We start from the raw sequence: 13,545 nt of genomic DNA on the forward strand, positions 1-13,545 counted from the left end.
CGTCGCGGCGGTTGCGCCGCCGATCGTCGAAGCCCGCGCGCCAGGATTGGCAATATGAAAGGCCGTTCCAGAACGTAGCGCGATGGTAGACGCAGGCATTGCTGCACAAATTCCATTGCATACGTATTCATCGCCACGGCGCGCACGCAGATGGGGGGTGCAATCGTTTTCCGGGCGCATGCAGGCGCGCCGCCGGCCAGTGGCGGGCGGGTTGAGGGCCAGGCTGCCGATGGCGCGTCCCGCTACGTCGCAGGCGTCGCCGATGCAGTCGCCGCTGGCGCGGGCATGAAGTCGCCACAGCGCGGCATCGCGCTGGCCTGGGGCGTGGCATACGCCCAATGCAGGAACACCGGCAGCATCCGCGCCCAGGAGGCCTGGTTGTGGCGGCCGCCGGAAAGCAGCAGGAAATCGATGTCGGCCTGCGGCCGGCATGGCGCATACGCCAGCGACACGGAATAGCCCAGGCCACCGAGGCCGTGCAGTTCGCGCGTGCCCTCGTGGCCGCCGCGGATCAGCGTGAGGGCGTCGTCGAGTGCATCGAAGACGCCGTTGCGGTCGCGATCGTCGGTTTCCTCGGCGTTGCCGATGGCGATGAACATGCGCAGGCCGTCGCGTTTCGGGCCGCGTTCGACCTGCGCCTGCGCCAGGCGTGCGCCACCCTGCGCCGGCGCCGCCGGCAGCCAGAACGATGGCGAGAACGCACCCACGCGCGCGAACAGTTCGGGGTACTGCCAGCCCATGTCGAACGCCTGCAGTGCCCCCAGCGACCAGCCGAGCATGGTCCGCGCGGACGCCTGCGGCTGCGTGCGGTAATGGCCATCGACATACGGCACCAGCGTTTGCGCCAGCCATTGCGCGTAGTCGTGCGCGCGCGTGCCGATCGGCCCGAAGCGCGAGGTGCCGGGCGCGCTGGCGCCGGCGGCGCGGTCGGACAGGCCGTAGGTGCCCATGCGGTCGTGGAGCATGTCGATGGCCACCACGATCACCGGCTCGATCGCGTGGTCGGCGTAGAGCCGCGCCAACGTCGACTCAAGCCCGACCGCCTGCATGTCCTGGCCGTCATTGATATAGAGCACCGGAAAGCGCTGGTCGCCGGCGTCGTCGTAGCCGGGCGGAAGGTAGACGGCGACCTTGACCTGTTCGGGCGCGAACGCGGGCGCCGGCAGCTCCAGGCGCACCGGTCCGGCATGCGCCGGCATGGCCAGCGAGACGATCAGCGAGACGATCAGCGCGACAGCAGCAACGGCGGTTCGCGCGAGCATCGACGTCAGTCAGCCGATGCGCGCGTAGAACACGCCGTGCGCCGGCAATTGCAGCATTTCGCCTTCGATGCGCCCGGCCAGCAGCGGGTGGTCGTCGATGGCCTCAAGCGTTCCCAGCTGCCCCGGCAGCGTCCATTGCTGCGGTGATGGTGACAGGTTGAACACCACCAGCAGCGATTCGTCGCCGCCGCTGCGGGTGAACGCCAGCACCGGCTCGGGTGCATCGAGGAAGGCAATGGCGCCCGCGACCAGCGCCGGGTGCGCCTTGCGCCAGCGCATGAGATGACGCACGCCGTTGAGCACCGAGTCGGCCTGGGCGTCCTGCGCGGCAACGCTGCGCGCGCTGTGCGGAGCGGCGACCGGGAGCCATGGCTTGCCCTGGCTGAAGCCGGCATGCGCGCCGCCATTCCATGGCATCGGCGTGCGGCACCCGTCGCGTCCCTTGAAGTTCGGCCAGAAGGCGATGCCGTAGGGATCCTGCAGCGATTCGAACGGAACGTCCGCCTCGGTCAAGCCCAGTTCCTCGCCCTGGTAGAGGCAGACCGAACCGCGCAGCGAGCACACCAGCGCCACCAGTTGCTTGGCCAGGGCATCGGGCGCGTCGTCGCCGCCCCAGCGCGTCACCGCGCGGCGCACGTCGTGGTTGGAGATCGCCCAGCACGGCCAGCCGCGGGTCATCTTCGCTTCCAGGTCCTCGACCGTGGCGCGGATGTAGGCGGCGCTGAAATCGTCGGTGAGCAGCTCGAAGCTGTAGCCCATGTGCAGGCGTTGCTCGTCGACGTACTCGCCCATCGTCGCCAGCGAGTCCTCCGAGGAGATCTCGCCGAGCGTGGTCGCGCCGGGGTAGCGGTCGAGCAGCGCGCGCAGGTCCTCGAGGAAGTCGAGGTTCTGCGGCTGGGTGTTGTTGTAGTGGTGGTACTGGAACGCGTACGGGTTGTCCGGGCTGAAGCCGCGGCCGGTGCGCAGTTCCACGGGCTTGGGCGGATTGTCGCGCAGCTGCTGGTCGTGGAAGCAGAAGTTGATCGCGTCCAGGCGCAGGCCGTCGACGCCGCGGTCGAGCCAGAACTTCACGTTGTCCAGCGTCGCCTCGCGCACGGCCGGGTTGTGGAAATTCAGGTCCGGCTGCGACGACAGGAAGTTGTGCAGGAAGTACTGGCCGCGGCGCGGTTCCCAGCGCCAGGCGACGCCGCCGAACAGCGACAGCCAGTTGTTGGGCGGGGTGCCGTCGGGCTTGGCGTCGGCCCATACGTACCAGTCGGCGCGGGCGTTGTCGCGGCTCTCGCGGCTTTCCCGGAACCAGGCGTGCTCGTGAGAGGTGTGGCTGAGCACCTGGTCGATCATCACGCGGATGCCGAGCGAATGCGCCTTGGCCAGCAGCCGGTCGAAATCGTCGAGGGTGCCGAACAGCGGGTCGACGTCGCGGTAGTCGGCGATGTCGTAGCCGAAGTCGGCCATCGGCGACTTGAAGAACGGTGAGATCCAGATCGCGTCCACGCCGAGGCTGGCGACATAGTCCAGCCGCTCGATGATGCCGGGCAGGTCGCCGACGCCATCGCCGTTGGTGTCGAGGAAGCTGCGCGGGTAGATCTGGTAGATCACCGCGCCGCGCCACCATGCTGCGTCCTGCTGCATCGCCATCTGCCTGTCCATTGTGACTGCCGCCATCGTCATCCGCGCGCCGCTATGTGTCGTTGGGCGCGCCGGGGGCACGCTGTGGTGCGCACTATTCCACGCCCGGTAGCCGCCGGGATTGCCCGGTCGGCCTGCTTGGCGATGAATACGTATGCAGCACAGCGATGTGCATCCGCGCCGCGAACTACCATGGCCGCTGTTCGCACAGGGGCGATGCATGAGTGGAGCCGCAACGGCACGCTGTCCGGCCAGGGTTCTGGGCCGTGCTGCGGGCCTGCTCGCCATGGCCTGTTCGGTTGCGCTGGCGCAGCCGCCGGCTGCGCCGGTCGATGCTGCATGGCAACACGGATTGTCCTGGCATGGGCAGAACGTGGAGATGGTCGAGCGCGGCCAGGGATTCGTGTTGTCCGGCGCGACATTGCCGCGCACGATCGCCGCGCAGCCACTGCGCAGCCAGACCGCCAGCCCGTTGTTCGATGGCCTGTTCGCGCTGGCCCAGGCTGAGCTGGAACAGGCACAGGTCGAGTCGATCACCGATGGCGCCTTCGACAACGGCCAGCCGATCGCCTGCCCGTGCTTCGAGACCGGCGAGAAATGGCGCTACGTCTGGACCCGCGATGTCTCCTATGCGGCCGACCTGGCGCTGGCGCGGGTGTCGCCCGGGCGCACGCGTGCTTCGTTGCGCTTCAAGCTCTCCGGTGTGCGCGCTCCGGCCGCCGCCGATGGCTTCTTCGTCGCCCAGGACACCGGCTCCGGCGGCAGCTGGCCGATCAGCAGCGACCGCGTGGTCTGGTTCCTGGCGGCACGCCATCTCATCAATGGCGCCGATGCCGACGCCACACGCTTCGCCGACGAGACCTGGCGCGCGCTGACCGGCACGCTGGCGCAGGACCGCCAGTTCGTCTTCGACGCGTCCGTGGGCCTGTACCGTGGCGAGACCTCGTTCCTCGACTGGCGCGAACAGTCCTACCCGCACTGGACCGCGGACGATGTCGGCTTCATCGCGCAATCGTTCGCGCTGTCGACCAACGTGCTGCAGTACCAGGCGCTGCGACTGGGCGAGCAGATGGCCAGGCAGCGCGGCGATGCGCGCGCGGCCACATACGCCACCCAGGCCCAGGCGCTCGCCAGGGCCATCGACCGCGCGTTCTGGCGCGAGGATCGCGGCCTGTACATGAGCTACATCGGCACCGCCGAACATCGCGTGCCGTTCGAGGCCTATGACCTGCTCGGCCTGGCGCTGGTGATCGAAAGCGGCATCGCGCCGCCAGAACGCGCACGCCGCGCGCTGTCGCGTTACCCGGCGCTGGAGACCGGCAGCCCGGTCATCTGGCCGCAACAGCCCGACACCGCGATCTACCATAACCGCGCGATCTGGCCGTTCGTGAGCGCCTACGCGCTGCGCGCCGCGCGCACGGTGGGGCATGCGCCGCGCATCGCCCACGAGATCCGCTCGCTGATGCGCGGTGCCGCGCTGGCCGGTTCCAACATGGAGAACTACGAACTGGTCACGCAGGCCGTGCACGTCGACGACGGCGCGCTCAGCGGGCCGGTGGTCAATTCGCCGCGGCAGCTATGGTCGGTCGCGGCGTACCTGGACATGGTGATCGAAGGCGTGTTCGGGGTCGGCGAGGACGGCAGCGTCAAGCCGATGCTGCCGGTCGAACTGGTGCCGATGCTGTTCGGTGGACAGGACCGGATCTCGCTGCAGTTGCCCGGGCGGAAGGTGACCTTGCGGCGCCCGCACGCGATCGATGGCGACCTGCTGGTCGCGGGTGCATCGCATGCGGACGGCGCGGACACCGTGGTCGACCTCATCGCCACCCGCAGCGCACCGGCAACGCTGGCAACAGACGCGGCGGTCACGGCGCCGGCGTCGCCCGGGGCTCCCGAACTGCGCGAAGTCGGCAGGCAATGGCAGGTGGCGCTGGCCGCAGGTACCCGGCTGTATGTCGATGGCAAGCGCAGCGCCGATGCAGGCGCGGCGGCGACCACCGCCACCCTGGCCGCGCAACCCTTCCAGCAGTGCCTGAGCCTGGCCCGTGTCGGCGCCGATGGCCTGGAGTCGCTGCAAGGCCCGACCCGCTGCGTCGGTGCGCAGACCGAAGTCGCGGGCGAATGGCCGCGGCGCTGGACCGCGCCGGCCGATGGCCGCTTCTCGGTCCGCCTGGACTTCCTCAACAACCACGGCCCGATCAATACCGGTATTACCGCCGCGGTGAAGACGCTGCTGGTGGATTGCGCCGGGCAGGCGCCGCAGACCGGCACGCTGGTCATGCCGCATGGCCAGGCACGGCAGCGCTCGAGCGCGGTGGTGTTCAGTGCGAAAGCCGGGGCGGCGTGCCGCTTCGAACTGCGCGATGGCTTCAACATGAGCTATCTGAGCCATTTCGCCCATTACACCGGGGGAACTGGCGGGGCATCGGGGGCGTTGAACTCGGCCGAGCTGGGCGCGCTGTACCTGACCCCACTCCTGCCGACCGGACACCCCGTCATCCCCGCGCAGGCGGGGACCCAGTGACTTCCGCCACGCCGGAAGTCAAAGTCGAAGTCCCTGGGTTCCCGCCTTCGCGGGAATGACGGGTTTCCATCTCAAGGGGATCGGGACGCAATGACCACCAAACCGCAGCTGTCGTTCTGGCAGATCTGGAACATGTGCTTCGGGTTCCTCGGCATCCAGTTCGGATTCGCCCTGCAGAACGCCAATGTCAGCCGCATCTTCCAGACCCTCGGCGCGAGCGTCGACGAAATTCCGGCGCTGTGGATCGCCGCGCCGCTGACCGGGCTGATCGTGCAGCCGATCGTCGGTTACCTCAGCGACCGCACCTGGACCGGGCTGGGGCGGCGCCGGCCGTACTTCCTCGTTGGCGCGGTGCTGGCCACGCTGGCGCTGTGCGCGATGCCGAACTCGCCGACGCTGTGGATCGCCGCCGGCCTGCTGTGGGTGCTCGACGCCTCGATCAACGTTTCGATGGAGCCCTTCCGCGCCTTCGTTGGCGACCAGCTGCCGACCTCGCAGCGCGCCAGCGGCTTCGCCATGCAGAGTTTCTTCATCGGCATCGGCTCGGTGATCGCCAGCCTGCTGCCGTGGTTCCTTGCCCAGGTCGGCGTCGGCAACACCGCAGGGCCCGGTGAGGTGCCCGACACCGTGCGCTACGCGTTCTACTTCGGCGGTGCTGTGCTGATGCTCTCGGTCGGCTGGACCATCCTGCGCACCCGCGAGTACCCGCCGGAGGTGCTGCGCGCGCACGACACGCTGCAGCGCGCGCCGCGGCGCACGCTCGACCACGCCCGCGCACGTCGCAATGGCCTGCTCTGGCTGGTGCTCGGTGCGGCCAGCGCCTACGTGGTGCTGCACTACGCGCTCGACCGCCAGCTGTATGTACTGGCCGGACTCGCTGCCGGCTACGGACTGGCGCTGCTGGTGGTGACGCTGATGCCGCGCGACAGCGCCTTCGCCCACATCATCGGCGACATGCACGACATGCCGGCGGAAATGCGCCGGCTCGCGGTCGTCCAGTTCTTCTCCTGGTTCGCGCTGTTCGGCATGTGGATCTACACCACCGGCGCGGTGACCGGCGTCCATTACGGCACCAGCGACACCGGCTCGGCGCTGTACAACGAAGGCGCCAACTGGGTCGGCGTGCTGTTCGCGGCCTACAACGGCTTCGCCGCACTGGCGGCGATCGTGATCCCGTGGATGGTGCGCCGCATCGGCCTGCGCATGAGCCATCTGATCAACGTATGGCTCGGAGGCCTGGGTCTGATCTCGTTCCTGTTCATCCGCGACCCGCACTGGCTGCTGCTGTCGATGGTCGGTGTCGGCTTCGCCTGGGCCTCGATCCTGTCGCTGCCGTACGCACTGCTGGCCGACAGCGTGCCGGCGGAGAAGATGGGCGTGTTCATGGGCATCTTCAACTTCTTCATCGTGATCCCGCAGCTGGTCGCGGCGAGCCTGCTCGGCTTCCTGCTCAAGACCTTCTTCGGCGGCCAGCCGATCCAGGCGCTGACCATAGGCGCGGTCAGCCTGTTCGTCGCCGGATTGTGCGTGCTACGCGTGCAGGATCCCCGCACGGCCACGCTTGCCGCCAGCCATTGAGACGATTGCCCATGCCGAATCCGAAGTTCCGACCGCTTGCCGCCGTTCTGTTGGCCGCCCTCTCCGCGCAGGCCGCTGCGGCCGATGCGGCACCGGACTACTACGGCACGCTTGAACCGTTCGCCAGCGAGTCGGTGTACTTCGTCGTTACCGACCGCTTCGTCAATGGCGACACCTGCAACGACCACCGTGACCAGGGCGGGCCGGATCCGGCGACGCGCAGCTTCGACCGGCCGATCCCCGGCCCGGACGGCGAGAGCGACAACATCGGCTACCTCGGCGGCGACTTCAAAGGCGTGCTGGACAACGTCGGCTACATCCGCGACATGGGCTTCACCGCGGTATGGATCACGCCAATAGTGGACCAGCCCGATGCGGCGTTCACCGGCGGCAAGCCGGTCAGCTGGGGCAGCTTCTGGACCGACCAGGGCAAGACCGGCTACCACGGCTACTGGGGCGTCAACTTCTACAAGCTCGACGAACACCTGCCCAGCCCGGGCCTGGATTTCGCCGGCTTCACCCAGGCGATGCACGGCCAGCAGATGAAGGTGGTGCTCGACATCGTCGGCAACCACGCCTCGCCGGCGTTCTCGATGCCGAAGAGCCAGCCGGAGTTCGGCAAGGTCTACGATCGCGACGGCAAGCTGCTCGCCGATCACCAGAACCTGCCGCCTGACCAGCTCGATCCCGCGCACAACCCGCTGCACGCCTTCTTCCGCGCACCGGCGGAGATCGCCGAGCTGGCCAGCTTCAACGACGGCAACCCGGCCGTGCTCGACTACCTGTCCGGCGCCTACCTGCAGTGGCTGGGACAGGGCGCCGACGCGCTGCGCATCGACACCATCGGCTGGATGCCGCACACCTTCTGGAAACAGTTCGCCGATCGCATGCGCGCGCAGCGGCCGGGGCTTTTCATGTTCGGCGAGAACTTCGAGTACGACCCGGCCAAGATCGCACCGCACACCTGGGCGAAGAACGGCTCGATCAGCGTGCTCGATTTCCCGCTCAAGGAGCGCATGGCGCAGGTGTTCGGCCGCGGCGACAAACCGCACGGCTTCGAGAACCTGCAGCCGCGCCTGTACCTGCAAGGCGGCCCATACGCGAACCCGTACGAGCTGATGACGTTCTACGACAACCACGACATGCCGCGCCTGGACGCCAGCGACAACGGCTTCATCGATGCGCACAACTGGTTGTTCACCGCGCGAGGCATCCCGGTGGTCTATTACGGCTCGGAAGTGGGCTTCATGCGTGGCCGCGCCGAGCATGCCGGCAATCGCAACTATTTCGGCCAGGAGCGGGTCGACGCCGCGGTTGGCAACCCGATCCGCGAGAACCTCAAGCGCATCGCCACGGTACGCGCCGCTTCACCGGCGTTGCAGCGTGGCGTGCAGCTGGACGTGCTGCTCCTGGGCGACCGCGCGGCGTTCTATCGCGTCTACCAGCACGAGGGCGTTGCGCAGATCGCGCTGGTGCTGCTCAACAAGGGCGATGCGCCGGCGCAGTTCGAAGTGAAGCGCTGGTTGCAGCCGGGGCAGTGGAAAGCGGCCATCGGCGGTGGCCAGGTCGGCGTTGCCGAAGGCAAGTCGCTGGCGGCGACGGTGCCGGCGCATGGGGTCGAGGTGTACCTGCTGGATGCGCCGGTGGTTCGCGCAGACCTGGCGCGCGCGCTGGATGCGGCAATGCGGACGAAGCGCCCGCAGTGAAACGGCACCCGTTCGCCGCCACCCGTTCGCCACCACCCGTTCGCCGGCACCGTTCGCCACCACCGTTCGCCACCACCGTTCGCCACCACCGTTCGCCACCACCGTTCGCCCTGAGCGTAGGTGCGAAGCGCCGAAGTCGAAGGGTGGCAAGCCCATCCTTCGACTTCGGCCTTCCAGGCCTACGCTCAGGACGAACGGGGCGATGAGTTCGTCGGACGAACGGGGCGATGAATTCGTCGGACGGACGAGGCGATGAGTTCGTCGGACGAACGGGGCGATGAGTTCGTCGGAAGAACGGTGGCCCCAGTTCGAGCGGGCTACGCCCCGCTCGACTTGCGCACCACCAGCGAAGCCGGCAGCGTGATGCTCTGCGTCGCCTCGCCGTGGACCTGGCGCATCAGCGTTTCCACCAGCAGTTCGCCGGCGCGCTTGGTGTCCTGGAACACGGTGGTCAGCGGCGGCGTGGCGAAGCGCGCCATCGGGATGTCGTCGAAACCGACCACGGCGACGTCCTCGGGCACGCGCAGGCCGGCATCGGCCAGCGCGCGCATGGCGCCGATGGCGATCAGGTCGCTGGCGGCGAACACCGCATCGAACGCGCCGCCGCGCTCGAGCAGTTCGGCGGCGGCGTTGTAGCCGTCCTCTTCGGAGCTTTCCGCATCGACCTGGAGGATCGCCTCCATCGCCGCGCCGACTTCGCGCAGGGCGGCGTCGCAGCCGCGGAAGCGGTCGAAGAACTCGGGGCAATGACTGGACGCGCCGCCGAGGAAGGCGATGCGCCGTCGGCCCAGGCCGACCAGATGCTCACCCGCCAGGCGGCCACCGTTGAAGTTGTCGCAGCCGATCGACTGGCCCGGCTGGTCCGGCAGCACCGCGCCCCAGCGGACGAAGCGCGTGCCTTGCTCGACCAGCTTCTCGAGCTTGCCCTGGTAGGCCAGGTAATCGCCGTAGCCGAGCAGGATCAGGCCGTCGGCCTTCATGCTGTCCTCGTAGTCGGCGTGCCAGTCGTCCGACAGCTGCTGGAACGAGATCAGCAGGTCCTGGCCCTCGCGCGCGCAGGCGCGGGTGATCGAGCCGACCATCGACAGGAAGAACGGGTTGATGTGCGACTCGTCCGGGGTCGGGTCCTCGAACAGCAGCAGGGCCAGCGTGCCCGAGCGCTGCGTGCGCAGGCTGGAGGCGTGGCGGTCGACCTTGTAGTTGAGTTCGCGGACCGCGTCCTCGACCCGGCGCCGGGTCTCGGCATTGACCAGCGGGCTGCCCCGCAACACCCGCGACACCGTTGCCTGCGAGACGCCGGCGCGGTGGGCGATGTCCAGCGAGGTGGTTTTGGTCTTCTTGCTGCGACCGATGAACTGCAATTGCGACATCCAGGCAGTGTAGGGAGCGTTGTCCCACAAGGCATGCCGCAGCGCCGCATCGCCGGATGCGGGTCGGACTGGCTCAAGCCCCTCCCGCAGGGACCCGGGTTTTGGCCAACAGGCAATCTCAAATGACGACCTACAGCATTCCAGGGCCGCCATTGTTCCAAACGCGCCCCCCGCTACACTGCGCAAGGCTTGCTATGAGCGGGTACGTCCCCACCATGCAGGTCAGGTCGATGCTTTCACGCCGCTCATTGCGACAATGCATCGCCGTTCCGCGCCTTGGCCACATCGCGCGAGCAGGGCATCGGCCCTGCAGATGGAGTTCCCCCCCCGCGAGGTGCACGTGTCCGGTCCCAGTCTTGTCAAGGAAGTAGCCATTGAGCGCCGGGCCGACCTGGTCGAGTTCCTCAGCTCCGGCGCGCGCCCGCGCGCGGACTGGAAGATCGGCACCGAGCACGAGAAGTTCGGTTTCCGCAACGATGACCTGCGCCCGCCCACCTTCGACGGCGAACGCGGCATCGAGGCGCTGCTCAAGGGCCTGACCCGTTTTGGCTGGCAGCCGGTCGAGGAGCATCTGCTCGACCAGCCGGGCCGCGTCATCGCGCTCACCCGCGACCAGGCCTCGGTGTCGCTGGAGCCTGCCGGCCAGCTCGAGCTGTCCGGCGCACCGCTGGAGAACCTGCATCAGACCTGCAGCGAGACCTCCAGCCATCTCAAGGAAGTGCGCGCGATCGCCGAGCCGATGGGCCTGGGCTTCCTCGGCATGGGCTTCCAGCCCAAGTGGCGCCGCGACGAGATGCCGTGGATGCCCAAGGGCCGCTACAAGATCATGCGCGAGTACATGCCCAAGGTCGGCTCGCTCGGCCTGGACATGATGACGCGCACCTCCACGGTGCAGGTCAACCTCGATGTCGGCTCGGAAGCCGACATGGTGAAGAAGTTCCGCGTGTCGCTGGCGCTGCAGTCGATCGCGACCGCGCTGTTCGCCGACTCGCCGTTCACCGAGGGCAAGCCCAACGGCTACCTCAGCTACCGTTCGCACATCTGGACCGACACCGACGCCGGTCGCACCGGCCTGCTCGATTTCGTCTTCGAGGACGGCTTCGGCTACGAGCGCTACACCGATTACCTGCTCGACGTGCCCATGTACTTCGTCTACCGCGACGGTCAGTACATCGACGCGTCGGGCCAGTCGTTCCGCGATTTCCTCGACGGCAAGCTGCCGGCCTACCCGGGGCATCGACCGTTGCTGCGCGACTGGGCCGACCACAGCACCACCGCCTTCCCGGAAGTGCGGCTGAAGAAGTACCTGGAGATGCGCGGCGCCGACTCCGGTCCGTGGAACCGCATCTGCGCGCTGCCGGCGTTCTGGGTCGGCCTGCTCTATGACGATGTCGCGCTCGACGCCGCCTGGGACCTGGTCAAGGATTTCAGCCTGGACGAGCGCCACGCCCTGCGCGACGGCGTGCCGCGGCAGGCGCTGAAGCTGCCGTTCCGCGGCGGCACCGTGCTCGATCTGGCCCGCAAGGCGCTGGAGATCTCCGCCCACGGCCTGGCCCGCCGCGCGCGCCACAACCACAACGGCGCGGACGAATCGATCTACCTGGCGCCGATGATGGAGTTCGCCGAGGCCGGCATCACCCCGGCCGAGCGCAAGCTCGAGCTGTTCCATGGCTCATGGGGCGGCAGCGTCGACCCGGTGTTCACCGAGTTTGCCTACTGATCAGAAGCGCGACGCCACCAGCTTCACGTCCGCCCACTCCCATGCCGCTGCCTGTCGCCGCTCGGTCTCGCTCGCGTCCTGCTTGAGCTTCTTCTGCGCCTGCGCCAGGCCGTAGAGCGACCAGCCGTTCTCGGGGAATTTCTTCAGGTCTTCCTGGTACACCGCCACCGCATCCTTGGCGCGGCCGGCATCGATCAGCGCCGCGCCCAGGTACGGACGCACCGGCAGCGGCCAGTCCGGCGGTTCGTTGTAGTTGAGCTTGTCCTCGGCGGCGACGGCTTCGCCCAGGGCGGCCAGGCCCGGCTTGCGCTCGCGCTGTGCCAGCGCGATCTCGCCGCGCAGCATCGGCTCGGCGACAGCGAGCACCTTGTCGGCGCTGTTCATGCCGAACAGCCCGACCTTCGCCAACCCGGGATCGGCGGCGATCGCCTGCAGCGCGCGAAGTTCCCTGCGCGCGGCGGCCGGCTTGTCGGTGCGAACCAGCGCCATGCCGCGGGCGAAATGCCAGACTCCGCGCGGGAACGGCAGGGCGGCCGGCGCTTCCTTCGTCGCCAGGATCGCCTCCCATTCGCCAAAGCGCACCTGCGCGAACAGCGGCGTGACCAGGAACTGCTGCATGAAGCTCATCGCTTCCATCTGCTGCGGATCGACCCGCTGCGCCGTCTGCTCGGCCGCCTGCAAGGTCAGCGTGCGCGAACCCTGGAGGGCGGCCGACATCGCCGCGAAGTGCCAGTTGTGCGGGACGTAGCCGAGCGGATAGGCGCCGTTGCTGCCACGGCACACCGCAAGGAATTCCTTGTCGGCGGTGCTCGCGGCGAAGTTGCTCAGGGTGGCGTCGTGGTAACGGCCGACGCGGATGTAGATGTGCGCCGGCATGTGCACCAGGTGGCCGGAGCCGGGCGCCAGTGACGCGAGCTTGTCGGCATGGGGTTCGGCCCGGCTGGGATCGTTCGAAGCCTCGACCGCATGGATGTAGTAGTGCGCCGCGCCGATGTGGTTCGGGTTGCGCTTGAGCACCTTCTCCAGCATCGCCACCATCGTCCCTGTCTGCAGGCCTGGCTGGCCATCGGCGTTCCAGTACGCCCACGGTGAGAGGTCCATCAGCGATTCGGCATACAGCGTGGCGATGTCGTCGTCGTCGGGGAACTGCTTGGCCGCCTCGCCCATCGCCTTTGCGTAGGCTTCGTCCAGGGCCTTGCGGTCATCGGGCGCGGGCGAGGTGTAGCGCTGGGTCAGGGCCGCGATCAGTGCGCGGTCGGCGGGTCTGGCGCCCTTGGCGAGATCCTGGGCGCGGGTGGCGAGCAGCGTCGCGTCGGCCGCCAGTTCCGGCGGCATCGGCAGGTTGATGTTGGGACCGAGCACCAGCGCCTGGCCCCACACGCACATCGCACACTTGGGGTCGAGGCGTTCGGCCTGCGCGAACGATCGGCCGGCGGCTTCGTGGTTGAAGCCGTAAGCCAGCCGCAGGCCCTGGTCGAAGTAGCGCTGCGCTTCGGGCACGCGGGTGCCGATGTCGCGGTGCAGTTCGCCGAAGGTTTCGAACAACGGCGGCGCCGCCGCGGCCTTCTCGTCGCGGGTGGTCGGAACTTCGCAGGAGATCAGGGCGAAGCAGCTCAGCAACAGGACGAGCGGTCGAGTCATGGCGGTCGCGCGGGAAAGGGGCCAAAGGCATTGAACGTCATCCACCACCGGGGGAGGTCGCCGGGCCCGTGAACAGGCCGGGGGCGGCCACCTGCATCCGTTGCGGCTGAAACCG

Annotated in this window: 8 protein-coding genes; 4 read left to right on the forward strand and 4 right to left on the reverse strand. The window is 68.4% G+C overall.

Features of this window, described 5'->3' with window-relative positions:
* Positions 1-242: 242 nt before the first annotated feature.
* Both AC1DER_RS08145 and AC1DER_RS08150 read right to left on the reverse strand, forming a co-directional pair.
* Complete coding sequence (locus tag AC1DER_RS08145; protein ID WP_477244736.1) at positions 243-1,262, reverse strand: alpha/beta hydrolase; 1,020 nt, start codon at positions 1,260-1,262, stop codon at positions 243-245.
* Between the two features lie 9 nt (positions 1,263-1,271).
* On the reverse strand, positions 1,272-2,912 hold the full coding sequence (locus AC1DER_RS08150; protein ID WP_477244734.1) for an alpha-glucosidase family protein: 1,641 nt from the start codon (positions 2,910-2,912) through the stop codon (positions 1,272-1,274).
* 199 nt (positions 2,913-3,111) lie between these two features.
* Here AC1DER_RS08150 and AC1DER_RS08155 point away from each other — a divergent pair, with 199 nt between their 5' ends.
* The 3 genes from AC1DER_RS08155 to AC1DER_RS08165 all read left to right on the forward strand — a co-directional run bounded on the left by AC1DER_RS08155 (position 3,112) and on the right by AC1DER_RS08165 (position 8,699).
* The gene (locus AC1DER_RS08155) at positions 3,112-5,415 is read left to right on the forward strand and encodes a glucosidase family protein (protein WP_477244732.1); all 2,304 of its coding nucleotides are present in this window, start codon (positions 3,112-3,114) and stop codon (positions 5,413-5,415) included.
* Positions 5,416-5,505: 90 nt separating this feature from the next.
* The gene (locus tag AC1DER_RS08160; RefSeq protein ID WP_477244730.1) at positions 5,506-6,993 is read left to right on the forward strand and encodes an MFS transporter; all 1,488 of its coding nucleotides are present in this window, start codon (positions 5,506-5,508) and stop codon (positions 6,991-6,993) included.
* A gap of 11 nt (positions 6,994-7,004) precedes the next feature.
* The gene (locus AC1DER_RS08165) at positions 7,005-8,699 is read left to right on the forward strand and encodes an alpha-amylase family glycosyl hydrolase (protein ID WP_477244728.1); all 1,695 of its coding nucleotides are present in this window, start codon (positions 7,005-7,007) and stop codon (positions 8,697-8,699) included.
* 317 nt (positions 8,700-9,016) lie between these two features.
* On the opposite strand, the gene AC1DER_RS08170 is transcribed toward AC1DER_RS08165, so the two are convergent.
* Positions 9,017-10,069, reverse strand: a complete 1,053-nt coding sequence (locus AC1DER_RS08170; protein ID WP_477244726.1) for a LacI family DNA-binding transcriptional regulator — start codon at positions 10,067-10,069, stop codon at positions 9,017-9,019.
* Between the two features lie 340 nt (positions 10,070-10,409).
* Here AC1DER_RS08170 and AC1DER_RS08175 point away from each other — a divergent pair, with 340 nt between their 5' ends.
* Entirely contained in the window at positions 10,410-11,789 is a 1,380-nt protein-coding gene (locus AC1DER_RS08175; protein WP_477244749.1) for a glutamate--cysteine ligase, read from the forward strand.
* Here AC1DER_RS08175 and AC1DER_RS08180 read toward each other — a convergent pair whose 3' ends face one another.
* A complete protein-coding gene (locus AC1DER_RS08180) occupies positions 11,790-13,430 on the reverse strand; it encodes a hypothetical protein (protein ID WP_477244724.1) in 1,641 nt (546 codons plus the stop codon).
* Between the last annotated feature and the right edge of the window lie 115 nt (positions 13,431-13,545).

The sequence above is a fragment of the Lysobacter sp. 05T417 genome, assembly GCF_056396405.1.

What these genes read in the sequence shown, in the direction of transcription:
- AC1DER_RS08145 (WP_477244736.1), bottom strand. Translation starts at nt 1,262, where the DNA reads ATGCTCGCGCGAACCGCCGTTGCTGCTGTCGCGCTGATCGTCTCGCTG.
- AC1DER_RS08150 (WP_477244734.1), bottom strand. Translation starts at nt 2,912, where the DNA reads ATGGACAGGCAGATGGCGATGCAGCAGGACGCAGCATGGTGGCGCGGC.
- AC1DER_RS08155 (WP_477244732.1), top strand. Translation starts at nt 3,112, where the DNA reads ATGAGTGGAGCCGCAACGGCACGCTGTCCGGCCAGGGTTCTGGGCCGT.
- AC1DER_RS08160 (WP_477244730.1), top strand. Translation starts at nt 5,506, where the DNA reads ATGACCACCAAACCGCAGCTGTCGTTCTGGCAGATCTGGAACATGTGC.
- AC1DER_RS08165 (WP_477244728.1), top strand. Translation starts at nt 7,005, where the DNA reads ATGCCGAATCCGAAGTTCCGACCGCTTGCCGCCGTTCTGTTGGCCGCC.
- AC1DER_RS08170 (WP_477244726.1), bottom strand. Translation starts at nt 10,069, where the DNA reads ATGTCGCAATTGCAGTTCATCGGTCGCAGCAAGAAGACCAAAACCACC.
- AC1DER_RS08180 (WP_477244724.1), bottom strand. Translation starts at nt 13,430, where the DNA reads ATGACTCGACCGCTCGTCCTGTTGCTGAGCTGCTTCGCCCTGATCTCC.